Here is a 26724-nt window from a genome sequence, read left to right on the forward strand (position 1 = left end):
AACAAGTGTGACTATCTGGTTCGGCATGCTTCTTTTGTTTTTTAGCATAGCACCCTGATGGAATCCCGCTCCCACGGATAATTGTCAACTAAAGTGGGTTTTAAACTTTGATGGGCACCTCGAAACATCGTGCTAATCTGGATTTTCACTACAAATGCCCGCGCTGACTCACGATTTGACCCCAATTCCACACCGAAATTGAAAGTTTTCTGGTCTCAATGACAAACGATTCCCTCGCCATCGCTTCTGCTTTGCCAACAAACGATATCCCGCAGGAGTGGCGCTCTGATGTACAGACGCAACTCCAAAGTGGCGAAAACGTCCTCGCAGTGCTTGAGGTGGACCTTGACACACGTCTCTTCTTTGTGAATTCGTTGGTGTTGGTCACCGACCAGCGGCTGCTTAGCCGAGCCGGCCCGTCGGGGTGGCAGTCCTGGCCCTACCAGGCGGGTCTGACGCTCACCCACCATGACCATGCAGGTGTTGGAAATTTGAGTCTGATCAGCGACCAGGGCCTGCTGGGCAGTTGGCGCTTCACACTGGGGCGAAACTTGCAGGCTATTCGCTTGCAAGATCAGTTTCAAATCCAGTTGCAAAGCCATGTCACCGGCCAGGCACCCGTGGTGGCTGAAGGCAACCGTTGCCCCAGCTGCAAGGCCCCGCTGGCGCCGGACCAGGAAGAGTGCCCGATTTGCACCAAGGTCATGCACACACCGCCCAGCACCTGGACCCTGTTCAGGCTGTGGCGCTTTGCCAAACCGTACAAAGGGCAGTTGCTGTTGGGGTTTTGCCTGACGTTGTTGGGCACGGCCGCCAGTCTGGTTCCGCCTTATTTAGCCATGCCCTTGATGGACGAGGTGTTGATTCCGTTTCAGAACGGTCAGCACATCGAACCCTCGCTGGTGGCGATGTACCTCTCGGGCTTGTTTGCTTCCGCTTTTCTGGCCTGGGGCCTGTCCTGGGCCAAGACCTATGTGCTGGCGCTGGTGTCGGAGCGCATCGGGGCAGATTTGCGAACCACCACTTACGACCATTTGTTGCGCATGTCGCTGGAGTACTTTGGTGGCAAACGCACGGGTGATCTGATGTCACGCATTGGCAGCGAGAGTGACCGCATCTGCGTCTTCTTGTCCTTGCACCTGCTCGACTTTGCGACCGATGTGCTCATGCTGATGATGACGGCGGCCATTCTTTTCTCCATCAATCCCTGGCTCGCCCTGGCCACCTTGGTGCCGTTGCCCTTCATCATCTGGATGATTCATGCGGTGCGCTTCAAGCTGCAAACCGGGTTTGAGAAGATTGACCGGGTCTGGTCCGAGGTGACCAGTGTGCTGGCCGACACCATTCCCGGCGTTCGGGTGGTCAAGGCCTTCGCCCAAGAGACTCGCGAGTCCGCCCGTTTTCGCGAAGCCAACAAGCACAATCTGGCCGTCAATGACAAGCTGAACAAGATTTGGTCGCTGTTTTCGCCCAGTGTGTCCTTTGTCACCGAGCTGGGTCTGCTGGTGGTGTGGGGCTTTGGTATCTATTTGGTGGCCAAGGGCAACATCACGGTGGGTGTGTTGACTGCCTTCGTGGCCTACATCAGCCGGTTCTATGGGCGCCTGGATTCGATGAGCCGCATTGTGTCGGTCACTGAGAAATCAGCGTCTGCAGCCAAGCGAATCTTTGACATTTTGGACCACGTCTCCAGCGTACCAGAGCCAATCAAGCCTGTGCCGCTGGACACCGTTAAGGGCAGCATCGAGCTGACCGATGTGAGCTTTCGCTATGGCAACCGCGAAGTGAATCGCGGCGTCAATCTGAGCATTGCACCTGGGGAAATGATTGGCTTGGTGGGCCACAGCGGCTCGGGCAAGAGCACTCTGGTCAACCTGATTTGCCGTTTTTACGACGTATCCGAGGGCTCGATCAAGGTCGACGGCGTGGATGTGCGCTCCTATGCGGTGGCGGACTACCGGCGCAACATCGGTTTGGTGCTGCAAGAGCCGTTTTTGTTCTTTGGCACCATTGCGGAAAACATTGCTTACGGCAAGCCAGATGCCAGCCGCGAGGAAATCATCGAGTCCGCCCGTGCTGCCCACGCGCATGAGTTCATCTTGCGCTTGCCGCAGGGGTACGACTCGATGGTGGGTGAACGTGGCCAGGGCCTGTCGGGTGGTGAGCGTCAACGTATCTCGATTGCACGCGCCTTGTTGATTGACCCCCGCATTCTGATTTTGGACGAAGCCACCTCGTCGGTGGACTCCGAGACAGAGAAAGAAATTCAAAAGGCGCTGGAAAACTTGGTGAAGGGTCGCACCACCATCGCCATTGCCCACCGCTTGTCGACATTGCACAGGGCCGACCGGCTGGTGGTGCTTGACCGCGGACAGGTGGTCGAAATTGGCACGCATGATGACCTGATGTCGCGCGAAGGCGCTTATTTCAACCTCTACCAGGCCCAAGCCCGCAATATGGACGTCGACATGGACGATGCCCCATGAGCCAGATCACCCCCATGAACAAGTCTCGTTTTCAACTTACTCGCGACGCCTTTGGACGGTTGGTTTTGACCAATGCCGAGGGCGAGGTCTTCGAGGGCGTGGTACCCGTGCGGGCCTACCCCATTCAAGCGCCGCAAGATGGCGTCGCCCTGGTGGCCACCGACGGCCATGAGGTGGGCTGGTTGGACCGGCTTACCGATGCCCCGGCGCCGGTTCAGGCCTTGATCCAAGAGGCGTTGGACACGCGGGAATTCATGCCCGAGATTCAGGATATTGTCAGCGTTACCAGTTTTTCCACCCCTTGCACTTGGAGCGTCAAGACCGACCGGGGTGACACCCGCTTTGTGCTGCGCGGCGACGAAGACATCCGTCGCGTGGGGCCGACCGTGTTGCTAGTCACCGACTCCCACGGCATTCAGTTCAAGATTCGTGACCTCTCGCTGCTCAGCAAGGAGAGCCGTAGAATCATGGATCGTTTTCTATAACAAATTAGCCTCTAGCCCCTATTTAGTATGCGGAAGTAACTATCATTTTGATAGTAATTGTTGCACCTTGATCCATGGGCAGTGTGCCACCTTGCGGGCTCTCCATGACCACTCATTTCGATTTTTCTCCCGCCGCGTTGGCCGCACTCGCTCAGACCGACGCCGCACGTGCCTTGGCGGAAGACGTCGGTGCTGGCGACCTCACCGCGGGTTTGATTGATCCTGCCACCCAAGCCAAAGCCCGGGTGCTGGCCCGCGAAGCGGCCGTGATTTGTGGGGCGCCCTGGGTGCAAGCCACTTTGCAGCAGGTGGACCCCACCGCAAAAATTCAATGGTTGGTGGGCGAGGGCGAGCGTTGCGCCGCCGATCAGGTGGTATTGGAGATGACCGGTTCGGCCCGCGCGCTGCTCACCGCCGAACGCACGGCACTCAATTTTTTGCAAACCTTGAGCGCCGTGGCCACCAAAACCGCCAGCTACGTGGATGCCGTGCAAGCCGTGCCGGGCAACCGCGCGCAGATTGTGGACACGCGTAAAACCCTGCCCGGTCTGCGTCTGGCGCAGAAATATGCGGTGCGAACCGGCGGCGGCACCAACCACCGCATCGGTCTTTATGACGCGGTGCTGATCAAGGAAAACCACATTGCCGCAGCGGGCAGTGTCTCGGCGGTTTTGGCGCGAGCGGCGCAAGTGGCCCCCAATGCCACCTTCGTCGAGATCGAGGTTGAGACCCTGGCCCAGTTGACCGAGGCTCTGGACGCCGGTGCCACCATGGTGTTGCTGGACAACATGACGCCCGACATGCTGCGTGAGGCCGTGCAAATCAACGCCGGGCGCGCGATTCTGGAGGTGTCCGGCGGCGTCAACATGACCACCGTTCGCGGTATCGCCGCCACCGGGGTGGATCGCATCTCCATTGGTGCTCTGACCAAAGATGTGCAGGCGATCGACTTTTCCATGCGCTTCAGCGCCGAATAGGCAGCGACGCCTTGATCCTGACCGGGTTGGCCTGAAGTAGGCTTTTATCCCGGTTCGACGGCTTCCGTTCAAAGTAAGCCGAATTTTGTAGAAATTGTGAGGTGTGCCCCATGTCGTCCAATCTGTTGAATGTTGAATATGAACTGCCGCAGCAAGACGCCGTCTTGGGCACTGATGTTTGCGCCATCAAATACGCTTGGGCCCGCGTGCCTTCTGAGCCCAGCCCCGACGAGCGTGCGGAACTCAAAGACAAAATTCGCCGCCTGCTCAAAGAACGCAACGCGGTCATGGTGTCGCACTACTACGTGCACCCGGATTTGCAGGACCTGGCCGAAGAAACCGGTGGCATCGTCAGTGACTCGCTGGAAATGGCCCGCTTTGGCCGTGACCACGAAGCCACCACCTTGGTGGTCTCCGGCGTGCGTTTCATGGGCGAAACCTCCAAAATTCTCTCGCCCAACAAAACTATTCTGATGCCCGACCTGGGTGCCAATTGCTCGCTCGATCTGGGCTGTCCGGTAGACGACTTCAGTGCCTTCTGTGACGCTCACCCGGACCGCACCGTGGTGGTTTATGCCAACACCAGCGCCGCCGTCAAAGCCCGCTCAGATTGGCTGGTGACTTCCAGCTGCGCGCTGGACATCGTCAGTGCCCTGAAAGACAAAGGCCACAAAATTTTGTGGGCCCCTGACCGCCACCTGGGTGGCTACATTCAGCGCGAGACCGGCGCGGACATGGTCATGTGGGGCGGTTCTTGCATCGTGCACGACGAGTTCAAGGCCTTCGAGCTGGAAGCCATGATGAAAGAGCACCCCGGCGCCAAAGTGCTGGTGCACCCCGAGTCCCCGCTGGACGTGGTGGCTCTGGCGGACGCGGTGGGCTCCACCTCGGCCATTCTCAAGGCGGCCAGCGAGATGGATGCCAAAACCTTCATCGTGGCCACTGACAACGGCATGATGCACAAGCTGCGCACGCTGAACCCCGGCAAGGTGTTTCTGGAAGCGCCCACCGCCGGCAACAGCGCCACCTGCAAAAGCTGCGCCCACTGCCCCTGGATGGCCATGAACGGCTTGGCTGACGTGGCCCGCGTTCTGGAAATCGGCGCCAATGAGATTCGCATTGATGCATCCCTGGGCGAACGCGCCCGCGTGCCAATTGATCGCATGCTGGCCTTCACCTCGGCGCTCAAAGGTGGGCAAGATGCCGGTAGCTTGGTCCCGAACATTGGGGCTGCATAAATTTCAATTTGAGCGTGCCAGACCCGCTGGCCTACTCGTGCACTCCGGTCTATGCTCGGCTTGGATCATTACTGGCCAGCGATGAGCCAGCCCTAAACCCCCGCCGACGCAGGCTGACGCCGCGGTGGATCAAGGAGCACAACCATGCGCGTTGCCGTTTTCAGCACCCGACCCTACGACCGCCTCTTCCTGTCGCGCGCGAATGCGACCGGGCGCCACCAGCTCGAATTCCATGAGTCATGCCTGGATGCCGACAGCGCAGGGGCCGCCGAAGGCGCACTGGCCGTCTGCGCCTTCGTCAACGACCACCTGGACGCTAAAGTGCTGCAACGCTTGCATGCTGGCGGCGTGCGCGTGCTGGCGCTGCGATCGGCCGGCTTCAATCACGTCGATCTGGAAGCGGCGGCTGCCTTGGGCATTGTGGTCGGGCGCGTACCTGAGTACTCGCCGTATGCCGTGGCCGAGCACACCGTGGCTCTGTTGTTGGCGCTCAACCGCCATCTGCACCGCGCCTATGCCCGTGTGCGCGAGGGCAACTTTGCCCTGGAAGGGCTGCTCGGTTTCGATCTGCATGGGCGAACCATTGGCGTGGTCGGCACTGGCAAGATCGGTGAATGTGTCGCCCGCATCATGGCCGGCTTCGGTTGCCAGCTGCTCGGTTTCGACCCCCACCCCAATCCGGCCTGCGTGGCGTTGGGTATGCGCTATGTGGATCTGTCAGAGATGCTGGCCACCAGCGACGTGATCACGCTGCACTGCCCGCTGACACCGCATACCCGCCATTTGATCGACGCCGACGCGTTGGCCCGCATGAAGCCGCGGGCGATGCTGCTCAACACCAGCCGCGGCGCGGTCATCGACACGCCCGCCGTGATCGCAGCATTGAAATCCGGCAGGCTGGGCAGCCTCGGACTCGACGTTTATGAAGAGGAGGGGGATCTGTTTTTCCGAGACCTTTCAGGCGAGGTGCTGCGCGACGATGTATTTGCGCGATTGCTGACCTTCCCGAATGTGTTTATCACGGGCCATCAGGCCTTCTTTACCGAAGACGCTCTGACCGCCATTGCCGAGACGACGCTGGCCAATATCGACGCGTTCGAGGACCGTGGGGAAGTACTGCACCCGGTGTCGATTGAGCGAGTGGTTTGATTGGGCTCACCGGGCCGTTTGAGGCCGGTCGAGAAGGTATTTTGCATGCCAGAGGCAATGCCATCGAACATCTCCGTCATCAGAGCAGCGCGCATGCGCTCCAGGCATTCAAGGCATTCAAGGCCCTCCTCAGCGCTGGTGTTGGGCACCATGAGTACAAATTCCTCACCGTCCCAACGTGCCAGCATGTCGGCCCCACCCAGGCCCTTGGCCATCGATGTGGCAAAAGCCTTTAGCGCGGCGTCGACCGCCTGATGTCCATGCGTGTCGTGGACTCGTTTGAAATGATCGATGTCGATGTCGATGAGCGCAAGACACATCGAGTATCCGTTGGGTGGGATCCGGGTCTGCACATTGGCAATCAATTCGCTCGAATGGCGGTTCACAAGGCCGGTTAATTCATCTTGTGAGGCCAATACGCCTACGCGCTCGAGGAAGTCGCGTCGCTGACCGCACCAAGAGCGTAAGCGGTCACGAGGCTCCCCCATTTGTTGCACGACAGCAAATCCAGCATAGGTGGCCACGGCCACCAGCGCCACTCGCCGCCGAAGACGCATCACCTTGCCTGGAGCGCCCATAACCAAGGTAACCAACCAGGTCAACATTACGGCAATGAGTCCTTGCCAAAAAAAAGACCTCTCCGCAAAGAACGAGTCAACCTTTGTAGCTAATTTTTCGCCGAGTCCAGCCCCACTATTGGACGCACTTACGTGGTGTTTTTAGCTAAGGATCTCTAGTTATAGACAAACGACGGCCAACCGGTAATCGGTGGATGTCTCCTTCTGGATCGGCGAGGCCGCATCACAGGTTGGAGAAGCACCTTTGCAAGTACTGGACGAAGCCCATCATTGACCGCATCTTCGAGAATTTTGTGCGCAACCAAGATGACAACGTCCATATGTTGAAACTGTGCCGGGACATTTTTGACGAACCACTGGACGACGAGATCGCTTGTCTGGTGGAGTCGACTCAATCCATTTATTAGCAGTCAGCTTTTTCGCAGACAGCAAGCACAAAGAACTCTCGATAAAAAAAATCGGCCTGATTGACGAGGGCTTCTGGATCGGCAGAGAGGTCTTGCCAAACTTGTTGGTCGTTTTTGGGTAGGTCATATGGTGGTGCCACGCTGGCGAAGTAGTCGATCAGCTCAACCCCATAGGCCGCGCTTGTGCCGACACTGGCGCCCAACGGAGGGTGTCCCGAATTTTGTGTAAACGGCGGTTAAGTTAGACGCGCGGCATGCGCTCGTCAAACTGAATGGTAAAGCGGTTCAGAGCAGCCTTCCAATCCCGAATCGGCATCGTCCATTTCTGGCTGATGTTGTTCAGTGCCAGATAGAACAGCTTGAACACTGCGTCCTCAGTTGGGAACGAGCCGCGGGTCTTGGTTATTTTGCGCAGGCTCATGTTCACGGACTCAATGGCGTTGGTCGTGTAAATCACTTTTCGGATGTCTGGCGGGTATTCAAAGAACGGTATCAAGCGTGTCCAGTTGCGCCGCCAGGAGCGCCCAATCGGAGCGAAGGAATCGTCCCATTTGACCTCGAATGCCGTGAGTTGTCGCTCAGCTTCGGATTCAGTGGGCGCAGCGTAAATCAGCCGCAAATCCGCGGCGACTTCCTTGCGCTGTTTCCACCCCACGAAGTTCAGGCTGTGACGCACCATGTGAACAATGCAAAGCTGCACCGTCGCCTTGGGGAAGACTGCCTCAATGGCGTCAGGGAAACCTTTGAGCCCATCTACGCAGGCGATAAAGATGTCAGCCACGCCCCGGTTCTTCAGTTCAGTCACCACCTGCAGCCAGAACTTGGCCCCTTCGGTTTGGGCCATCCACAGGCCCAGTACCTCTTTGAGGCCGTCCAGGTTGACGCCAATGGCCAAGTACAGGGCCTTGACCCGCACAGTACCGTTGTCGCGCACCTTGACGTGAATGCAGTCCATGTAGACGATGGGGTACAGCGCCTCCAAGGGGCGCGACTGCCAGGCTTTGACCTCGTCCATGACGGCGTCGGTCACGGATGAAATCAGGGTAGGAGACACTTCGGCGCCGTACATCTCCTGCAGATGGCCTTGAATCTCGCGTACCGTCATGCCTCGGGCATACAGCGACAGTATCTTGTCGTCAAAGCCGCTCCAGCGGGTCTGGTGTTTGCCAATCAGTTGGGGCTCGAAGGTGCCGGCGCGGTCACGGGGGATTTCTATGGGTAGCTGGCCAAAATCGCCTTTGAGCGTTTTCTTGCTGCACCCGTTGCGGGTGTTGCCCGCTTCATTGGCAACCAACTGGTTCTTGCCGTGACCCAGGTGGCCGGTCAATTCGGCTTGCAAAGCTCGCTCGACCAAGGCTTTGGTGAGCTGCGTCAAGAGGCCATTCTGGCCAATCAGGTCTTCGGGCTTTTTGTAGTCGGCCAACAGGGCGTCAATCAGCTCGGCGGGTAAGGGTTTCATCTCTACGGTCATCTCGGCTCCATGCAAGACAGCAGTTTCCTGCCAAATAACCGTTTACACAAAACTTCTTACACCCTCGCCCAACGCTGGACCAACCATCCTTTGCGTGGCGTCACGTTCAGGCCTGCTTGCCTCAGCAGGGCCGGAAGAGTGGATCCGCAATCCGTACCCAATACGCCCCTAAGACGAAACGTCTGCAACCCGCCGTCGGAGTGGCGGGGCGGCACCGCACCTCCCGCGCGACCAGGCACCCTCACACTTGGCTCAATACTCACTGTGGCTTCACTGGTGTGCTGTTCAATGGCATTGGCTACTTTCCCCCTCCGGCGGGTTGCTTGCTCACACCTTTTTTGCCGTCGTGGCCCATTGCGGCCATGCCCAAGCCACTCTACCTAAGCTCCTCTGATTGGCCCATGGTCCGTTGAGTCCCCTGGCAAAGCAACAAGCACGATCTGCGCGTAAACCTGCCGTACGACCATGCGCCGACGCGGTGTTAGGAAGGGCCGGGGGTGTTTGCCCATCTCGCGCGGATGCTTCTGACTACGGTCGCCATCGGTGTCGTTGTGCTGGCTAGAGGAGTTTCAATCTTCTCTGACTAATCCTTTGGGCGATACGGGTAATCAGACTAAAAATTTCCCATCAATAAGTGTTCATGCCCCTTTTTTTTAAGAAGAATAGCAGTCAATTTTCAACGTGAACGACGAATTTTTCATTGCAAGCATCGAGTAGCCTTTGCTGGCAACAAGCTCTCATCGAATCACGCCGCACAGAGTGTTCTTATGTATATAGCGCACATAGTGTTTGTGACTTAAATGATAGTAATTACTCGGGTTAACCCGATCATTACTTTTCTGAGATGAGCGCAAACTAATAGATACAAATGTAATTTGCTGTTGTCTCAACCGTTCCCTTAGGAGAAAAATATGGATATCAAATCTCGCCGAGGCCTCATCAAGGCCGGTGTTATCGGCGCTATGGCGGCACCGTTTATTGGCAATGCAGAAGCTGCGGCCGGTCAAACTTGGAAGGTCCAGTCGACTTGGGATGCTGGAACAACCGGCTACAAGCTGTTTGAAGCCTGGTGCAATGGCTTTAAGGAAAAATCGGGCGGGGAACTGACGATCATGCCTTTCGCCGCCAAGTCCGTGGCAGCCGACAACAATGCACTGTTTGAAGCGGTCAAGTCGGGCGTGCTTCAGGGCATGAATCCTTGGACCCTCTACTGGGCAGGCAAGATGCCCGCAACCGTTTTTCTCTCCAGCTACCCCGCCGGTCCTGATCAGCCGGCGCAATGGGACACCATGTACTACGGTCTTGGCATGCTCCAGATGGCCCGTGATATTTACGCCAAGCAAGGCTTGTACTTTGTCGGCACCATCCAGCACGACGCCAATGTCATTCACTCTAAAGTGCCAATCACCTCGCTTGAGGAAATGAAGGGCAAGAAGATTCGTCTGCCCGGCGGCATGGTCTCTGAAGTGTTCCAGCAATTCGGCGTTTCAACGGTGGCACTGCCTGGGTCGGACATCTTTCCCGCGCTGGAAAAAGGCACGATTGACGCGGCTGACTTCGTCGGCCCTGCGGTCAACTACGACCTTGGTTTCCACCAAGTCACCAAGTACATCTTGATGGGCCCTCCTGGCACCATGAGTATTTACCAACCCGTAGATTTGATGGACTTGACGGTGAATATGGGCGCTTGGAAGCGGCTGTCACCCAAAATGCAAGCTTTCGTGGAAGATCAGGTCAAGACCTACTCTTTGTCGCATTACGTAGCCATCCAGAAGGCAAACATTGAAGCCATGGGCAAGTTCGCGGCGGCGGGCACATCAGTGTCGCGCCTGAGCCAGGAGGATGTGGACAAGTTCCGTCGCGCCGCCATCCCGGTTTGGTACAACTGGGCCCGCAAGGACGCAGATGCGGCCAAGGTCTTTAAGCTGCAGTTGGACTACATGAAAAACGGCGTGATGGGTTACCTGACCGACGCCGACCTCAAAGGACAGAAGCTCTAAATGAGCCCTGACCGCTAGTTAACCCCGCAGGCGCATCAAGCGCAGGCGGACTTTCAGAGCGGCTCATTCCGAGCCGCTCGTTTTATTTGGAATCCTAATATGTCATCAGAAAGCATTGGGTTTGTATTGCCCCACTGGGTTTACTGGGGCTGGTTGGCGGTCGTGCCGCTGGTCCTGTTGCTCATTGGAAAGCAACAAGATGTTTTGCCGGCGGTTCCTTACGACGCCAGCGCAGGTGGGTTTGAGCGAATGCTGGACTGGATCAGCGACCGGACCGGCTTGTTTGTTGCCCTTTGGAGTGTGAGTGCCGTCCTGGCGTATTCATACGAAGTGGCAGCCCGCTATCTCTTCAACATGCCCACGATCTGGGTACATGAGGCCAGCTTTTTGCTCTTCGGCATGCAGTACATGATGGCTGGTGCCTATGGCCTGTTGCACGGCTCCCATGTGCGTGTGGACGTGCTCTACACCAAGCTTTCAGCGCGCAAGCAAGCCGCCTTTTCCGTCGTCACATCAGTGTTCTTTTTCATCTTTATTTTGGCCATGATCACTACCTCTTACCGGTTTTTCTCAGGTAGCCTGTCCATGGATGAGCGATCCGTCGAGACCTGGCAAATTCAGTACTGGCCCGTTAAAGGTTTCATGCTGCTGGGTGCGGTTCTCCTTTTTATGGCTGGCACTTCCCGGCTGATCAAGGACATTCGTATTTATGAAACCCAGTTGAAGTCAGAGGTGGCAGCATGAACGCCGCGGCACAAGGCGCGGCAACCCGTTCACGTCTGATTACCTATGGGCTTTCGCTGCTCGTGTTGGCTGTGGTGCTGGTCGAGGCGGTCAATATTGGGTTTTACGATCCATGGGGAGATGACTTCTTCCTGTTTCGCATGCAAGGCATTCTTGCCGGTGTGTCGATGTCCGCCCTGACCTGGATCATGTTCGGCTCGTTGTTTGCCCTGCTGATGGCCGGGCTACCGCTGGCCTTTGTGGCGGGCGGATTGGGCGTGGTGTTTCTTTATCTGTTGGGTGATGCAGCGATGCTCAACATCATTCCAAGTCGCATCTTCCCGATGATGACCAACCCGGATCTCGCGGCCATTCCGTTATTCATTTTCATGGCCACCATGCTTGAGAAAGCAGGCTTGATTGAAGAACTGTTTGACGCGGTCTACCAGTGGATGGGCGGGCTGCACGGCGGCTTGGCCGTTGCCACCATCGTCGCCTCCACCTTGCTGGCGGCCATGGTGGGTGTGGTGGGCGCAGCGATTGTCACCATGGGCATCATTGCGTTGCCAGCGATGTTGAAACGCAAATACGATCCCGAAATTGCGATTGGCTCCATCATGGCTGGCGGCACCTTGGGTGTGTTGATTCCACCCTCGATTTTGGCCATTCTTTACGCTGTTGTGGCTCAACAATCGGTGGGTGAACTCTATCTGGGCAGTGTGATGCCGGGCTTGTTGCTATCCAGCCTGTACATCCTGTATGTGGTGGTTCGTACCACGCTCAAGCCTGAACTGGGCCCACCTGTTCCGGTTGAGGAGCGACTGAGCCTGAAGGAAAAGCTGTTGCTCGTGCGCGGTCTGATTGCCCCGATCCTGTTGGTGGCCATGGTGCTCGGCTTGCTGTTTGCCGGTATTGCAACGCCGGTTGAAGCGGCTGGTCTGGGCAGTTTGGGCGCAATGGCAGTGGCGGCCTTGCACAAGCGGCTCACGCTCAAAGCATTAATTGCGGCGAGTGCTGAAACGGTGAAAGCCACTTCCATGGTGCTGTGGATCATCTTTGGCGCATCGATTTTTGTCGGCTTGTACATCTTGCAAGGCGGTCAGGCCTTCATCACCGATGCCATTCTGGGCACGGGCTGGAATTCTTACGGAATTTTGTTCCTGATGATGTTCTTGCTGGTGATTCTTGGCATGTTTCTGGACTGGGTGGGCATTCTTCTGTTGGCGGTTCCCATCTTCGTCCCAATCGTCCAATCACTCACATTTGACGGCCTATTCGGGATGCCCGGTCCGTCGCCGGATGCCGTGGTGTTGTGGTTTGGCGTGCTTTACCTTATTAACATGCAAATGAGTTTCCTGTCGCCTCCGTTTGGTTACGCGCTGTTCTACATTCGCGGCGTCGCTCCACCCGAAATCACCATGGCAACCATCTTCCGTTCGTCCTTGGTGTTCCTGGGGATTCAGGTGCTCGCCTTGGCATTGGTCGTCATCTTTCCGGTGATCGCAACGGGACTGCCCGATATGGTTTATGGGCGCTGAACGTTAGAGGGCTAAAGAGTCAGCCCTGTGATCGCAACCCCGTGTAGACCGCCCTCAGTAGCGGTCTACACGTCAGCGCCCTGGGCATAGGCGAAAGCGAAAGTCACTGAGAATCTGGAGCATTGGCGCGCAAGACCGGCGCCAATCGATGCTCTTGGAACTGCGTCCCTCCCATTTCTTTCTACACATGCAAATTCGCTGCAAATGCCCTCGCGTATGCCGCTGTTTTTTCAGGCAGAAATCTACCGCCAAGCAGGGTCGGTTTGACTGGCTCCAGCATGGCGGCCAGTACAGGGCAGTGTGACTTGCCACTCGTTCCCTTGGCCCAAAGTGCTGTGCCATTCGCTGCTGGGGAAAGGGAGTGACCAAGGCCCCTGCTCCTCTGCAGCCTTGCCATAAAGCGATCGGATAATTAATGTGGTTTTTAGGCCTTAGGCCCTTGATATACCTGCTGAAAATGCTATTTAATATGTAGCAAAAAAGGAGTCGTGATGGGGGCTGGTCCAGCGCCCGTCAACTCATCAACGCCGTCTCAAACTTCGAGGCCGTCGATCGTCTCGTCTTTCAGGCCATGCAGCAGCGAAGCGCTCCAGCCCAGAGTCGCTGCGGCGATGCGCGGCGCACCGATCGCGTGCCCAGCGTCGTGCTGGCAATAGCGGAACGCACGTTCACCGTACTGCCATGCCTCACGCCAGTGGATCGAAGAAAGCCCAAGCAGAAATGCCTGCGCCGGAAACTCATCCATCAACGCCGTGAACAGGTCAGTGCTGCACTCCGCTCGGCGTTCGACCCCGTGCTCGCGGGGTGCATAGTGGCACCGACCCGGCGTGTCGCTGAGTCCAGGCAGCGCGCCCATTAGAAGATAGCCCTCGGTCGGATGCAGATTGCCGCTGGACGGGTTGCAGCGCAACGCCCAGCGCGTGGCACCGGCTTGCTTCCAGGCGAAAATGCCCAGCTCGTATTGCAGCAACCGCGATAGAGAGAGAATTGTGAGCGGCGTGCTCGGCTCCGCACCGCGACGGTACAGGTCCTCGGACCGGGTGACTCCGGTTCGTCGTCGGGGCCACGCAACGGTAGACGCACGAGCGGTGCGCCTTCTAAGCGACGGAACGGATTCGGCTGGTTCGCCCAATCGAATTCACCAGGCCCGGGCGCGTAGCGGTTGATGTGGTGCTTGGTGCGCTCCTGATAGCGCATCACCGTTTCGATCCTGGCGTCGTCGTCCATGGCCGGAAAACCGCGCTGCCAGGCGTCAGCCCCGTTCCCCGACGATGTAGTGCTCCAGTTGCTCGATGATGAACTGCTGCTCCTTGATGGTGACTTTGACTAGGTCTCCGATCGAGATGAGCCCAGTTAGCTGATCATGGTCCATCACCGGAAGGTGGCGCACGCGGTTCTGAGTCATCAGCGCCATGCACTCGTCGCTCGTCTGGTGGGGGCGAACGCACATCACCGGGCTCGACATGATGTCGCCCAACTGCGTGTCCATGGGCGAGCGGGCCATGAGCACGAGCTTGCGTGCAAGGTCGCGCTCTGAAACAATGCCAACGACCTTTCCGTTTTCAACCACCACCAGCGCCCCGATGTTCTTCTCGACCATCAAGCGAACCGCCTCGTGGACCGTGGTGCTCGGCTCCATTGTGTAGGTGACCTGGTCGATTTTGGAGCCGGTAATCTGCGCAACAGTATTCATGATTTTCCCTTCGAAGGATCGTGGTGTGGAGCGAAGTAGGAGGTATCGCTCATCAGCCTAGTTTGCTCGCTTACTCGGAAAAGGTAAACAACCTCAAGTTGAAGCTGCCGCGGCCCCATCCATTGGGCAGGCAAGAGTCAACAGCACAAATGAGTGCCGGTATTTTGGTGGCGTGTCGTTGTCCTGCTCGATACCCACATGACTGGTGTTCTCGACGATGGGTTCGCTCGCGGCACGCTGGGGCCGAAGAGAGTGGGCGGGCCCGTGACATCTACGCCATGAATAGCGAACAAGTTCTTGGCAAGATCGATACCGATCGTGACCATTTCAGACACGGTGATCCTCTTCCATAACGAGTGAATTAATGAAAATCCCGAATTCCCTCTCGTGGCACGCGGTGGACGTTCATCGCAAGTTACATGGCACGCGACTCGCTGGGGAGGGGGACTCCCTTTCATTCAATGGGTCGCACACACGCACATTGCTGAAATATCTTAAAGACAGTCCCCGCGAAGCAGCGCGAAGTGTGCCGGGGGAGCAAAATACCGATGGGCCACGATGGCCTGACATTGAATGGAGGTAGACCATGGGACAGGGATTTGGTCAGGAGATGCCGAGGCCACATGTTCGGGAAAATCTCCGCAGCGTAACAAGGTACTTGGTGATTGTCCCTGTGATGGACAGTCCGATAGCGCGGCTATTCCTCGAAAATCGAGAACAAGCTGCGGAATTCGATGCGAATACCGAGGAGGTCTCCTCGATGATCAAGGGCATTACACCAAGCGTAGGTGCCACGGGAGTGGAATGGGATAAAGCGCTTTCGGCGCACAGCGCAACTGATCGCGCTAAAGCGACGATTTACGATTTGGTTTCGCATCGAGGTCGATGAGGCCCTTGACTTGGCAGAACGGCTGGAGGTCTAGGAACTCAGGGTCGGACGACGTTGGAATGTCGCCGCCCGACCCCTAGGCACAGTTCGAAACTATGCGTAGGGGCTTGAACGCGAGTTCTCACGCCTTGGCGTCAACTGCGGGTATGGAGCAGTACCGCACCAGTTTGGACAGGAACCCGGGGGACGGATTCCGGATTGGTATATCGGCAATGACATACATCAAGGACTTCGCCACACTTCCCGACTATTCTGGTGGCACACATCAACAAGCATGAAATCGACCTATGTCAATTCTTGCTCGCCCGGGAATCCTCCCACCATTTCAACCAAAAGGAATTTCCATGTCGAAAAGAGACCAGTACATTGCAACAATGAAACTTCAACTCGACGAGTTGGACGCAAAGGCAGACCGGTTGGAGGCGAAAGCGGCGGAAGTCAAAGAAGACGCACGCGCGAAATACAAGGAGGAAATGGCCAAACTGCGTCAGCAATCCAAACTTTCTAAAGCCAAACTCGATGAGCTAAAGGATGCCGGTGAAGATAAGTGGGAAGCGATGGTCGCAGAGACGGAGAAAGTCCGCGATGCGTTCACACATTCCTTCAATTATTTCAAGTCTCAGCTGTAGGCTACGTCACCCGCGAGGCCTGAATTATTGGAGCCTGGGTCGCGGCGGGAAAGTGCCGACCAATGAGCGGTCATTCTTGAATACGAAGACATTTTCCGGCCGGAACTTCCTCAGAAAAGGTTAAGGCGAGACTTGAAAATCATTCACTGTTTATCGATTGCCATTCTCGCGGTCGCGCTTGGACGACTTGCGGCAGGGTTCTCCAAGTTTTCCGGTCTAGCCTTTGGATTTGTAACCGGTGCTGAAATTCCGGGTTCTGCAATCACGGATAATCTAAAAAATAGCGGCAAACGTTTTGTATGAGTCGGTCAAGAGTGTTGCCGCCAGCCGAAAACTAGTCAATCTGGGGGTGCGGCGTAAAACTTGGACTGGTTTATGCCGTGATTCCGAGGCTCGCCCGATATTCAATGGGACTGAGTGAGCCAAGGGAGATCTTGATGCGCTTTTCGTTATACCAGCGGATGTAGGAGTCAACGACCTGGATGAATTGATCGATTGATATGTCCTGCCAGCTCCGAGGATAAAACAGCTCCGTTTTCAATCCCCCGAAGAAACCCTCGCAGGCTGCGTTGTCTGGCGAACACCCTTTGCGCGACATCGATCGAATCAGTCCTGCATTGTGTACCCGTGAGAGCCATCCAGGCCAGCGATAGTGAGCACCACGATCAGAGTGAATGACAGGCCGGATTTCGCTGTCGGCTACTGTCTCAACAGCAGCATCCAACATCGTGTTCACCAAGTCGGAGTCGGGGCGTGTGCCAATGGTCCAGCTGACTACCAAACCATCGAAGCAGTCGATCACAGGGGAGAGATACACCTTCCCAGCCGGGATATGGAACTCTGTGATGTCAGTCAGCCACTTCTCATTCGGGGTCGCAGCCTGGAAGTCCCGATTGATGAGATTCTCTGGTGCAGGGCTGATTTCTCCCAGGTAAGACCCGTACCGACGCCTTCGATTGGCGGCAACGACCAAGCACTCCTGCTTCATCAAGCGTTGCACGACTTTCTCGGAGATATGCAGATGGCGCCGGCCAAGTGCTGCACGAATTCGCCTGTAACCGTAGCAACGGTGATTGCTCTGGAAGACATCGGCAATGGCAACCCGAGCGTCAGCGTATTTGTCAGGACTCCTTAGCCGGGCGCAGTGATAAAAGTAGGAGCTACGGGCCAGGTCAAGTTCGCCAAGGAGCTCTGCGAGTGCATACGTGTGCTTCAGGGCGTCAACCAGCAGGGTCTTCTCCCGATTGCTCAGGTGCTGCGGGGCGACGCCCAGGCCTTTTTTTAACAGTTCATTGGCCTTCTTCAGTAGGTTATGTTCAAGCTGCAAGCGCCGGATGTCACGTTCAAGCAGTGTGACGTGCTGCTGCAATTCTGTGAGGTCTTTCTGTTTGGGGATTGGCCCAGAATCTTTGTGCCGCTTCATGGATGCTGAGGCCTCTCGACCAAGTAGTTGATTCTTCCAGTTGTACAACGTAGGCCGGCACACTCCCACTGATTGGGCAGCGGCTAAAGCGTTGGTCGTCCTGGTGCACAGCTCAACCACTGCGGCTTTCTTTAGATCCTGAGGGTGCTGAACATTCGGTGCACGCCCCACGATACGCGGTCGAACTTCCGGATGCAATTCGTCAATCCACTCAGTGAGCAACTCCCTGCATGGGTATCCCAGTGCCCTCATGGTGGAGGCCATGCAACGATCGTGGTCCAGGTAATGCTGAACCGCCACTTGGATTTGCTCAGCCGTGTACTTCACCCTGGATCGGGTATACACCACCTGCAAGTCCCGATCCCGTTCGTACTCTCGATACCAACCCTTGAGTGAATTCTTTGTTGGATAGCCCAACTGCCGAATGGTCGGTCCGGTACGTTTACCGAGCTTGACATAGAGCTTGACGGCTCGAATTCGCTCTTCGTATGAATACATGAACTACCTCCAAGTAGTCCAGGTTATTGTCCGCACCCCCGGTGGCCAGTATTCGATTGGCGCCAACATTGTTGGCCTTCAAGGCCAACTTTCGCCAGGCCAGACTGGAAAAGGGCTTGCTGCCCGTGCTGGCATTCAGGGGAGGTTTTGGGGGCATGTTCAGGGCTGACGGCGACATCACCACGCTGGCTTGCTGCATCCGCCGCGATCAGCTTGAAGCGAGTCGGCGCGCATCCCCCGGTCTGAGTGCGGGGGAGGTGATTGAGACGCTGCTTAAGGAGCGCTGTTCCGGGGTCAAGACGGCGTTGCAGGGAGCCACCCGTGAGGGCACCTGGCTGGCTGCTGGCCCACTAGATACGGGCATCCACCTGGGACAGGGCGATGACATTTTTCGAATTGGCAATGCTGCTGGCGAGGCTCATCCCATCATTGGCGAAGGCATGAGCATGGCGCTGTAATCGGCCTGGCTACTGTGCGCACAGCTGCGCCATGGCGCGCCGGGGCCGGGCTTGTCAGACCCGGTCTGGCAACGAGAGCTTGCGCGGATTTATGAGGCGCAGTGGCGTCACGCCTTTGCCGCGCGTTTGCGACTTGCCGCCTTGTTTGCACATGTGGCGATGCGACCGGTGCTGGCAAAGCCCGTGCTGGCCCTGATGCTGCGCTGGCCGGCACTGCTGACCCTGGTTGCGGGGTGGGGCGGCAAGACGCGCTGCGCCGCCGACCCGGGCGCCATTGCCATTCAAAACGAATTTTGTGACCACGCCATCAGGCAGCAAGGAGCATGACATGAAGACCACTTTTGAACACCTTCGCACCATTCTGGTCAAAGACTACAAACTCGAACCCAACCTGTTGACGCTGGATGCACCGTTGGAGGCGCTTGGCATTGACTCGCTCGGCATCGCTGAACTGCTGTTCAATGTGGAGGACGAATTCCACATCACGCTGTCGCCCGACTCGGTGCAATTGCTGACCCTGGGCGATGTGGTGAGATTCATTGATGAACTCATCCTGGCGCAACACGGCACTGCGCCCCAACCTGACGGAGCCGTGGCACCTGGCATGCCGGTCACATGAGACGCGTCGCCGTCACGGGTATGGGCGTGGTGTCGCCACTCGGTTGCTCCGTGGCTGAGGTCTATGGCAACGCAGCAAGCGGCTACTTTGGCATCCACCGCCTGAAGGCGCCGTTTTCTCAGCGGCTGAATGCGCCACTGGCAGCAACCGTCGACTTTGACGCTGCGGCCCATTTTGAGCCGCCTAAACTTCGCATGCTCGACCGCTCCAGCCAGTTCGCACTGGTGGCCGCCCGGCAAGCGTTTGCTGATGCTCATTGCGACCGGGATGCGGTGGACCCAAGCCGGGCCGGCACCTTTGTGGGCACAGGCATGGGTGGATCGCAGTCCAATGACGATGGCTACCAGACGCTTTACGGCGAGGCCTCGGACCGCATCAAGCCGTTCACGATCTTGATGGGCATGCACAACGCCAGCGCCGCTTGGATTGCCGTCGAACACAATTTTCGGGGGCCCAGCCTGACCTATTCAACGGCCTGTTCATCGTCTGCCGTGGCCATTGGCGAGGCCTGGTTGCGCATTGCCAGCAGCAGCCTCGACCTGGCCATTGCTGGCGGGACCGAGGCCCCACTCTCGTTTGGTTCGCTGAAAGCCTGGGAGGCATTGCACACGCTGGCGACGGTGGATAGAGATGACCCAGCCAGGTCGTGCAAGCCATTCTCGAAGGATCGCAGTGGCATGGTGCTGGGCGAAGGCGCGGCGATGGTTGTGCTTGAACCCTGGGACAGCGCGGTGGCGCGCGGTGCCACGATTCACGGCGAGGTGTTGGGATATGGGGTGACCACGGATATCGGCCACATCACCCGCCCCAGTGTGGAGGGCCAGGCGCAAGCCATGCGGGCGGCACTGCAATCGGCAGCGCTGGAGGCCTGTGCGATTGATCCCATCAATGCGCATGGCACCGGCACACCGGCCAACGACGGGGTGGAAACTGCTGCGATCAAGTTGGTGTTTGGTGACAGGGCCTACGCCATTCCCGTGAGTGCCACCAAGGCGATGCACGGACACCTGTTGGGTGCGACAGCTGCACTTGAATGCGTGTTGTCGCTGCTGGCCATGCAGCATGGCGTGGTGTTGCCAACCCTGCACCTGCAAACGCCAGACCCTGAGTGTGATCTGGACTATGTACCCAACGCGATCCGTACCAACACGACTGTAAAAACCATGTTGTCAAACTCGTTTGCCTTCGGTGGTACGAATGCGGTTCTTGTCGTGCGGGCAGCGTCCTAGGGTAACGTTAGGGCTACGCTGAACAAGTCCCATCAATTTCAATCCGGTTAGTAGCCAACGAAAAAACCTACTCCTTGTTGGGGAAGTCTTCCAGCAAGTCAGCTAACTCATCGGCATGCTCTTCTTCGACGGCCAAAATGGCTTTGATCATGTCGCTGGTAGTGGGGTCGTCATGGGCCAAAAATTGCACCAGGCTGCGGTAGCTGTCGATGGCAATGCGCTCGGCCACCAAATCTTCGCGGATCATGTCCTCAAGGGATGTGCCCGCCACGTATTGCGCATGGCTTTGGGCCGCGAGCTGATCGGGGTCGAAGTTGGGCTCACCGCCGAGCTGCACAATGCGCGCGGCGATGCGGTCGGCGTGGCCCAACTCTTCGTTGGAGTGCGCCAAAAACTCGGCCGCCACACTGCGTGAATGGATGCCCCTGGCCATGAAATAGTGGCGCCTATAGCGCAGCACACACACCAATTCGGTGGCCAGGGCCTGGTTGAGCTGCTGCACAACAGCCATGCGGTCGGCGCTGTAGCCCTCTGTCACCGCACCTTGTTCCAAGTGTTTGCGCGCAACTGTGCGCAGGTCTTTTTGATTTTCCAATTCAGGTTTTTTGGACATGGTCAACTCCGATAAGTAAAGCATTTAGTGTGGCGGGTATTGCTGGAACTCTCTGTGCGCCAGCGCACGCAGTGGCTAAAAGGCGAGCCAACGGGCAATGGGTGGGTGCATTGCGAACCCCGCCGTCAATAACGATCACCGAAATACTGAACGCCGGTTTTCGTCAAGTCAATATTTCTCTGATCCACTGGTGGCACCTTGAGCAGGCGTGCAAGCCCGTCACTGCCTTGTGTCATCAAAAGATTGTGGTTGCGGATCAACAAGGGCCGCACCATTGGCGCCATCAAATTCATCCACCACCGGGAGCTGTGAACATGCCACTCGTAATGCAGCTCGCTGTGCGCACCGCGTTGAAAGAAGTGCCAGCGACCTATCCCGTCAAGGTCCCCTTGGGCGCGGCCTTCAATGGCTACGAGTCGCTCGATGCGTGTGGCGCACCCGTCGAACACCGCGTACGGCAACTCACCCTGCCAAGCATAGCGACGGACGTTGTTGATGCCATTGCCACTACTCACAACAGTTTGTTTTACATACTGTGCGCCCACCCACCAATCGGGCCAACGCAGCGAGTCCAGGATCGCCGCATAAACTGTCGCCAAAGGGGCTTGGATGCGCCATATCGTCAGCAAATGGTAGTGGGTGGCCGCTGGGCGCCAAAGGCGGCGATTCATTTTGTGCAGTAAGTTCGTGTGCAAGTTGCCGCATGTTCTGTGCATGAGCAACTCGGGACGATCCGTTTGTAGAAGCCGTTGCGACAACGCCCGAAGATATTCACAACTCTCATTTTTTCCATTTCTTACTCCTTGCGTTGATCTGGCCTAAGCGCCGCACACACCGAACCCGCGCTGCCGATCTGGCGGCGAAAGGCGGTTGTGGCGCTCATCAGCCTTGTTACTCCACCGGGCTGTCACTCCAATTCTTTGGGTCGGTCCCAGACATGGGCAGGCCGGAGGTCTTTTCGCGATGGTCGTGCAAGCGCCCGAGCGTGCTGTCCAGCAGATGCGCCAGCTTGTGCGCCGCGCCGTGTACTGCCTGCTCCAGCGTCGCGGCATGCTCAGTCACCGCCACCGGTTGCCGACCTTCGAGACGGGCCTCCAGCATGCATCGCTGGTCGTGCTGTCCGCTCTTGCCGGCGTTCTCGTCACTCAGATGAACTTCGACCCGGGTGATGTGTTCGTCAAAGCGCTCCAGCGCCTGCTCGACCGTGGCGCTCACCTGCGCGGCCAGGGCCTCGGTACCTTCGATGTTGACGTCGGTGTTGAGTTAAATTTTCATGGGAACTCCTGTGGGGTAGGGGACCAAGGCGGTGTGCGGTGCGGCACTACCGCCATGACAAAAAAGCAGTGGTGGCGGGTCAGTGACGAAAGCTCGCCGCCACGCCGGTGTTGCTGGGCATGTGTTCGCCCGGCAGGATATGGACCTGGCCACCCATCTTCTCGACCAGCGTGCCCAAGTCATCGAGCACGTCGCCCACGCTCGGGTTGTTGAGATCGGAAGGGTCTATGCGCCCGGTCGACCCGTCGATCCGGCCCGCCACCTGGCGCTCAGCCTCAAGCAGCAGCATCGCCACACGGCCGGCCACTGCGGCATGGGCCACCGCCGACAGGTTCTCGCTGCCCAGCCCCTTGGCCGCGGCGGCCGCGTAAGCGTCGCTCCATGCGGCCTGCTGCGCCTGTTGCTGTGGTGCTGCCACGTCCCAGGCGCGTTGGCGCAAGGCGTCCTGCGTCAGCCCCATTGGGTCAACCATCAACCCGTTGGCCATCAGGAATGGGTTATGGCTGACCTCGCGAAACAGGTGGTGGTGTTCGGGCAAGGCCGCCAGCATCAAGGGCAAGCCTGATGGGCTCGAATGATGTTCCAGCACGGCACGGTCTACCGCACGGAAGAAGCGCTGTGCGTCGCTGTCGACCTCGTCTTTCTTGCCGCCTTGGCCGTGGTGCATGGCCATGTGGTCGCCACCGATGCCGCCATACGACGAGACGCTGCTGTGCGGCTCGGTGAGCTCGTTGCCGAGTGCCGCAGTCATCGTCTGCGGTACGTCGGGTGCTAGCGCCACGGCATCGAGCGCGTTGCGGTCCCCTTCAAAGAGCTGCACCTTGTGCAGGCTCAGCGCCAGCACCTGGTAGCGCCCGACCGACTGCAGCGACCTGCGCAGCGGCTTGGTGTGAAAGCTGTCGGCTGACACGGCCAGCTCGGGCACCGGGCTTTGCAGCAAAAACACGCGAAACAGGCCCGGTGCGCCCAGCACGGCCAAGCCGTCCTGCGTGTGGTTCCAGAAGTCGTGGTCTTGTGCCAGCGCTTCAAACGGTTCCACCAGGGACTGGACGGCACCAGCAGAGTGGCGCTGTCGCAATGAGGTCTCCAGTGCTTTCACCAGCTGGCGAAAGCGGATCGGGTCTTGCTGGTTGTCCGGATGGCGGCGGTGGGTCGGCTGGTAGAGCGACAGGCAGGGCCGCCCCTGGAACGACGCCAGTTCAGTCAGGCCGTCAAGGGTGAGTGCGTCGGGGGTGTGTGTGGTCTTCATGTGGCTTCCTCTTGTGATGTTTCGGACCGGGCAGGCGGGGCCGGGTTCGGCTCCACCTGGACGGGTTAAACCGATAGCGCACCGGCCATGTCGGCAGCGAAACGGGTATGTCACATGGTTCTTGACCAAGACGGCAACCAGCAAGTCGTCCTGGGCAAGTGTTCAGTCTGTCTGGCCTGAGTGAGCTCGTCTGTGCGGCAGCGCACAGTGCAACAGGTTCAGATCGTGATAATCATTGAGTATGACTCCCACACAGACAAATCTGCCGCCCCGTACACCGAGAATCCGGTGTGTGGACACGGTTCGCGGATTCCGCCGACCATGAAGCCGGATGGGCTGGCGCGTGATGAAGAGTTGCTGGACCGGACGAAGGCCGAGCGCGCAGCGGACAGCGTGTCGAGGCCGTTCCAGCTGTTCGCACAGCGGCAAGCATCTGGCGCCACGGTGCTGCTGGGCTGCGCCATTTTGGCGCTCGCCTGGGCCAACTCGCCGTGGGCATGGGCTTACGAGCAGATGCAGGGCGTTCCACTCACCATTTCACTCGGCGAGCAGACGCTGCGGCTGGACCTTCGCCATTGGATCAACGACGGACTGATGGCGATCTTCTTTTTCAGCGTCGGGCTTGAGATCAAGCGCGAGTTCCTGGTCGGTGAATTAGCCGAAAGACGCAAGGCGATGCTGCCAATCGTGGCCGCGGTGGGCGGCATGGTGGTTCCGGCGTTGATCTATGCCGGCTTCAACTTCAATGGCGCCGGCGCCCAGGGCTGGGGCATTCCGATGGCGACCGACATCGCCTTTGCGCTCGGCGCGCTGGCCGTCCTAGGCTCTCGCATCCCCGAAGCGTTGAAGGTCTTCCTCGTGGCCCTGGCCATCGTCGACGACCTCGGCGCGCTGCTGGTCATTGCGATCTTCTATACGCCGTCGATCAATTGGCACGGCGTCGCCGTGATCGCCGTGATGCTGCTGGCGCTGTGGGAAGCCAACCGCATCGGTGCCCGCCGAGCTTGGATCTACCTGTTGCTCGGGTTGGGTCTGTGGGCTGGCTTCTTTCTGTCCGGACTTCACGCGACACTGGCCGGTGTGCTGACGGCACTTTTCGTGCCTGCGCGCGTGAAGATCGCGCCTGCCGCTTTGCCGAAGGTCATTCGCCGCGGCGCCGACGACATCGAGGCCCAGGCCCTTGACAACGAGCCCGACGCGATGGACCCCGATCGTGTCGCCATCATTGGCGCGGTCGAGGGCAGCCTGGACGCCGCCACGGCACCGCTGCAGCAATTCGAGCGCGCGGTGCAGCCGTGGGTGACCTACGGCATCCTGCCGGTATTTGGTTTGTTCAATGCAGGTGTCGCGATCGACGCCGAGGTATTGCGCACGCTGCCAACCGCCGTACCGCTGGGCATCATGGTCGGGCTGGTGCTCGGCAAATCGCTTGGCATCGGATTGGCCAGCTGGTTGGCCGTGAAGACCGGGCTGGCAGAACTGCCCGAAGGCTCAACCTGGCAGCAACTGATCGGCACGGCCTTTCTGGCCGGTATCGGCTTCACCATGGCGCTGTTCATCAGCGGCCTGGCGTTTGCCGGAACGAATTTCGAGCGCGAGGCCCAATTGGCCATTCTGATCGGTTCATTGCTGGCCGCTGTGATCGGTATCTCCGTTTTGCTGACGTCGAAGGCGACCGGCTCGAAGTGAAGGGTTGACTGTGAGAGTCGTCGTGGAGTGAGCTGCGTGACCCACGCAGTGCCCCCGTCGCTGCCGTGAAACACGCCTCGACGGCGCGCAGATCGTCGGCTTCGGACACTGCTTCTCGCGCCCCTCTGGCGATCATGGCGGCGTGGCGCTGCAGGCAGGCCGCGTCCTGCCCGCGTTGAACGTGACCTGCGATCTGGGCGATGGCGTCGAGCATGCGGATCGCCACAGCGGGGTTGGGCCCAGCGCTTTGCCTGATCTGGTTGAAGGCCAAGTCCACGATCCCTTCAAACGAAGATCCCGGCGCCACCAGACGCAGCCGCCCCTGAGGGTCGAATCGCAGGGGTGAGGGCATGTCGCGTCGGGCCAGGCGGCTCAAGGCCGATTCCAGCCGATCTATGCAGGTAATCGCCGTGAACGGGTCGTGGATGCCTGGGGACAGGGCCCGTACCGCAATCTCGACCAACTGGCGAAAAGGGTACTCGATGTCCTGGGTGGCGGTGCGCTGGTTGCCCAGCACGAAGGCGGCGTTCACCTTACCCACCAAGGCCTTCGTGACACGGTCCCCGGGCCAGACCATCACCATCGACTGGCCCTTGACCAGATAGTGACCAGGCCGGCACTCCAACCTCAGCCGTAGATCGTCTTCGCTGGCCAACTCCATCAGGGCGTCGAGGGTAATCATCTGGAGATAGCCGTCACCCGGGGCAACCACTGGACGGCACTCGCTCGAGAACGCGGCTGGCAGCGCGGCTTCACGAGGAGGGATTGGCGCGCCTGAGGCCCCGGACGCCGGCTTGCCAATGCCAACGGAAAACAGCTTGTCGATCCCGTCATCGAGCTCATTGCCGACCCGGGCCACGACCTGATCCGCCTGGATCGAGACAGAGATGTGGTGGATGAAGTAGATCAGGACCCCAACGCTGACAATGGCCAGCAGCACGCCGATGCTGACGGAGATGTGAGGCACAAAAGCCCCCTCGTCGGCGCGCCGGATGGTACGCAGCACAAGCAGGCAGTACACGAATGTGGCCACGAAGGTGCCCAGCACCAATTGGTTGGCCGTGTCGCGCATGAAGTTGCCCAGCAGGCGCGGGCCCAACTGGGAGGACGCAAGCGATAGCGCGACCAGCGTCATCGAGAACACGGTCCCGGCGATGGCAATCATCGACCCAGCGACGCTGCTCAGCAGCAAGCTTGCACCCTCAGCACCCCCTGAATAGCTCCAGCCCAGGCGGCGCATCCAGTCATCAGTGACGGCCTTGTCGAGCTCCACGGCAGACAAGGCCAGTGCCACGGCCAGGCACGCCATAGCCGTTGGCACGAACCAGAAGCTGGATCGAAGTCGATCCCAGTATTTCAGCAGCAGTGTTTTCAAAAAAACCTCCCTTTAACGCTTGAGTCCAGAACG

General features: G+C 58.4%; 25 protein-coding genes and 3 pseudogenes. 17 read left to right on the forward strand and 11 right to left on the reverse strand.

The window, feature by feature from the left end; all coding sequences use genetic code 11:
• Positions 1 to 218 precede the first annotated feature (218 nt).
• The 5 genes from J8G15_RS20475 (at position 219) to J8G15_RS20495 (ending at position 6335) form a co-directional block, all read left to right on the forward strand.
• A complete protein-coding gene (locus J8G15_RS20475) occupies positions 219 to 2486 on the forward strand; it encodes an ABC transporter ATP-binding protein (RefSeq protein WP_210544738.1) in 2268 nt (755 codons plus the stop codon).
• The gene (locus J8G15_RS20480) at positions 2483 to 2971 is read left to right on the forward strand and encodes a DUF1854 domain-containing protein (RefSeq protein WP_240538389.1); all 489 of its coding nucleotides are present in this window, start codon (positions 2483 to 2485) and stop codon (positions 2969 to 2971) included. The genes J8G15_RS20475 and J8G15_RS20480 overlap by 4 nt, the downstream gene beginning before the upstream one ends.
• A gap of 104 nt (positions 2972 to 3075) precedes the next feature.
• Positions 3076 to 3948, forward strand: a complete 873-nt coding sequence (gene nadC, locus J8G15_RS20485) for a carboxylating nicotinate-nucleotide diphosphorylase (protein ID WP_210544740.1) — start codon at positions 3076 to 3078, stop codon at positions 3946 to 3948.
• A 110-nt stretch (positions 3949 to 4058) separates the two neighbouring features.
• Positions 4059 to 5186, forward strand: coding sequence for a quinolinate synthase NadA (gene nadA, locus J8G15_RS20490; protein ID WP_210544742.1), 1128 nt, complete (start codon positions 4059 to 4061; stop codon positions 5184 to 5186).
• A gap of 144 nt (positions 5187 to 5330) precedes the next feature.
• The gene (locus tag J8G15_RS20495) at positions 5331 to 6335 is read left to right on the forward strand and encodes a 2-hydroxyacid dehydrogenase (protein WP_210544744.1); all 1005 of its coding nucleotides are present in this window, start codon (positions 5331 to 5333) and stop codon (positions 6333 to 6335) included.
• 83 nt (positions 6336 to 6418) lie between these two features.
• Here J8G15_RS20495 and J8G15_RS21775 read toward each other — a convergent pair.
• Positions 6419 to 6940 (reverse strand): annotated as a pseudogene (locus J8G15_RS21775) (GGDEF domain-containing protein); the annotation flags it as partial.
• 167 nt (positions 6941 to 7107) lie between these two features.
• On the opposite strand from J8G15_RS21775, the gene J8G15_RS20500 reads away from it, so the two are divergent.
• Entirely contained in the window at positions 7108 to 7320 is a 213-nt protein-coding gene (locus J8G15_RS20500; RefSeq protein WP_210544745.1) for a hypothetical protein, read from the forward strand.
• A 241-nt stretch (positions 7321 to 7561) separates the two neighbouring features.
• On the opposite strand, the gene J8G15_RS20505 is transcribed toward J8G15_RS20500, so the two are convergent.
• A complete protein-coding gene (locus tag J8G15_RS20505; protein ID WP_210544748.1) occupies positions 7562 to 8791 on the reverse strand; it encodes an IS256 family transposase in 1230 nt (409 codons plus the stop codon).
• Positions 8792 to 9702: 911 nt separating this feature from the next.
• On the opposite strand from J8G15_RS20505, the gene dctP reads away from it, so the two are divergent.
• From dctP to J8G15_RS20520, 3 genes are all read left to right on the forward strand, one after another.
• A complete protein-coding gene (gene dctP / locus J8G15_RS20510; protein ID WP_210544750.1) occupies positions 9703 to 10791 on the forward strand; it encodes a TRAP transporter substrate-binding protein DctP in 1089 nt (362 codons plus the stop codon).
• Between the two features lie 99 nt (positions 10792 to 10890).
• On the forward strand, positions 10891 to 11535 hold the full coding sequence (locus tag J8G15_RS20515; RefSeq protein WP_210544751.1) for a TRAP transporter small permease subunit: 645 nt from the start codon (positions 10891 to 10893) through the stop codon (positions 11533 to 11535).
• On the forward strand, positions 11532 to 13052 hold the full coding sequence (locus J8G15_RS20520) for a TRAP transporter large permease subunit (protein WP_210544752.1): 1521 nt from the start codon (positions 11532 to 11534) through the stop codon (positions 13050 to 13052). Before J8G15_RS20515 ends, J8G15_RS20520 begins: the two co-directional genes overlap by 4 nt.
• A 532-nt stretch (positions 13053 to 13584) precedes the next feature.
• Here the strand turns inward: J8G15_RS20520 and J8G15_RS20525 are convergent.
• The 3 genes and pseudogenes from J8G15_RS20525 to J8G15_RS21780 all read right to left on the reverse strand — a co-directional run.
• Positions 13585 to 14022, reverse strand: coding sequence for a SagB/ThcOx family dehydrogenase (locus tag J8G15_RS20525; RefSeq protein ID WP_210544755.1), 438 nt, complete (start codon positions 14020 to 14022; stop codon positions 13585 to 13587).
• A gap of 282 nt (positions 14023 to 14304) precedes the next feature.
• Positions 14305 to 14745, reverse strand: coding sequence for a CBS domain-containing protein (locus tag J8G15_RS20530; protein WP_210544756.1), 441 nt, complete (start codon positions 14743 to 14745; stop codon positions 14305 to 14307).
• A gap of 221 nt (positions 14746 to 14966) precedes the next feature.
• Positions 14967 to 15071 (reverse strand): annotated as a pseudogene (locus J8G15_RS21780) (IS110 family transposase); the annotation flags it as partial.
• Positions 15072 to 15331: 260 nt separating this feature from the next.
• Between J8G15_RS21780 and J8G15_RS20535 the strand changes: the two are divergent.
• From J8G15_RS20535 to J8G15_RS20545, 3 genes are all read left to right on the forward strand, one after another.
• Complete coding sequence (locus J8G15_RS20535; protein WP_210544758.1) at positions 15332 to 15634, forward strand: hypothetical protein; 303 nt, start codon at positions 15332 to 15334, stop codon at positions 15632 to 15634.
• Positions 15635 to 15978: 344 nt separating this feature from the next.
• A complete protein-coding gene (locus tag J8G15_RS20540; RefSeq protein WP_210544759.1) occupies positions 15979 to 16263 on the forward strand; it encodes a hypothetical protein in 285 nt (94 codons plus the stop codon).
• Positions 16264 to 16395: 132 nt separating this feature from the next.
• Positions 16396 to 16566, forward strand: a complete 171-nt coding sequence (locus J8G15_RS20545) for a hypothetical protein (protein ID WP_210544762.1) — start codon at positions 16396 to 16398, stop codon at positions 16564 to 16566.
• Between the two features lie 70 nt (positions 16567 to 16636).
• On the opposite strand, the gene J8G15_RS20550 is transcribed toward J8G15_RS20545, so the two are convergent.
• Complete coding sequence (locus tag J8G15_RS20550; RefSeq protein WP_210544764.1) at positions 16637 to 18184, reverse strand: IS3 family transposase; 1548 nt, start codon at positions 18182 to 18184, stop codon at positions 16637 to 16639.
• A 26-nt stretch (positions 18185 to 18210) separates the two neighbouring features.
• Here J8G15_RS20550 and J8G15_RS20555 point away from each other — a divergent pair, with 26 nt between their 5' ends.
• Genes J8G15_RS20555 through J8G15_RS20570 form a run of 4 tightly spaced genes read left to right on the forward strand, consistent with a single transcriptional unit; the run spans position 18211 to position 20490 of the window.
• Positions 18211 to 18642 carry a hypothetical protein gene (locus J8G15_RS20555; protein ID WP_210544766.1) on the forward strand — a complete coding sequence of 144 codons (432 nt, stop codon included), beginning with the start codon at positions 18211 to 18213 and terminating at the stop codon, positions 18640 to 18642.
• A 51-nt stretch (positions 18643 to 18693) separates the two neighbouring features.
• The gene (locus tag J8G15_RS20560) at positions 18694 to 18969 is read left to right on the forward strand and encodes a hypothetical protein (RefSeq protein ID WP_210544768.1); all 276 of its coding nucleotides are present in this window, start codon (positions 18694 to 18696) and stop codon (positions 18967 to 18969) included.
• Between the two features lies 1 nt (position 18970).
• Complete coding sequence (locus J8G15_RS20565) at positions 18971 to 19261, forward strand: acyl carrier protein (RefSeq protein WP_210544770.1); 291 nt, start codon at positions 18971 to 18973, stop codon at positions 19259 to 19261.
• Positions 19258 to 20490, forward strand: coding sequence for a beta-ketoacyl synthase (locus J8G15_RS20570; protein WP_210544772.1), 1233 nt, complete (start codon positions 19258 to 19260; stop codon positions 20488 to 20490). Before J8G15_RS20565 ends, J8G15_RS20570 begins: the two co-directional genes overlap by 4 nt.
• 67 nt (positions 20491 to 20557) lie before the next feature.
• Here J8G15_RS20570 and J8G15_RS20575 read toward each other — a convergent pair whose 3' ends face one another.
• The 4 genes from J8G15_RS20575 to J8G15_RS20590 all read right to left on the reverse strand — a co-directional run bounded on the left by J8G15_RS20575 (position 20558) and on the right by J8G15_RS20590 (position 23627).
• Positions 20558 to 21103: a bacterioferritin gene (locus J8G15_RS20575; RefSeq protein WP_210544774.1), complete on the reverse strand. Its 546-nt coding sequence runs from the start codon at positions 21101 to 21103 to the stop codon at positions 20558 to 20560.
• Positions 21104 to 21228: 125 nt separating this feature from the next.
• The gene (locus J8G15_RS20580) at positions 21229 to 21774 is read right to left on the reverse strand and encodes an SRPBCC family protein (RefSeq protein WP_210544777.1); all 546 of its coding nucleotides are present in this window, start codon (positions 21772 to 21774) and stop codon (positions 21229 to 21231) included.
• A gap of 220 nt (positions 21775 to 21994) precedes the next feature.
• A complete protein-coding gene (locus J8G15_RS20585) occupies positions 21995 to 22318 on the reverse strand; it encodes an HPF/RaiA family ribosome-associated protein (RefSeq protein ID WP_240538390.1) in 324 nt (107 codons plus the stop codon).
• A gap of 139 nt (positions 22319 to 22457) precedes the next feature.
• Entirely contained in the window at positions 22458 to 23627 is a 1170-nt protein-coding gene (locus tag J8G15_RS20590; protein ID WP_210544778.1) for a hypothetical protein, read from the reverse strand.
• Between the two features lie 321 nt (positions 23628 to 23948).
• Between J8G15_RS20590 and nhaA the strand changes: the two genes are divergently transcribed.
• On the forward strand, positions 23949 to 25316 hold the full coding sequence (gene nhaA, locus J8G15_RS20595) for a Na+/H+ antiporter NhaA (protein WP_210544780.1): 1368 nt from the start codon (positions 23949 to 23951) through the stop codon (positions 25314 to 25316).
• 256 nt (positions 25317 to 25572) lie between these two features.
• Here the strand turns inward: nhaA and J8G15_RS21785 are convergent.
• Positions 25573 to 26625 (reverse strand): annotated as a pseudogene (locus J8G15_RS21785) (DUF2254 domain-containing protein); the annotation flags it as partial.
• Between the last annotated feature and the right edge of the window lie 99 nt (positions 26626 to 26724).

Source organism: Rhodoferax sp. PAMC 29310 (genome assembly GCF_017948265.1).
Taxonomy (GTDB): domain Bacteria; phylum Pseudomonadota; class Gammaproteobacteria; order Burkholderiales; family Burkholderiaceae_C; genus Rhodoferax.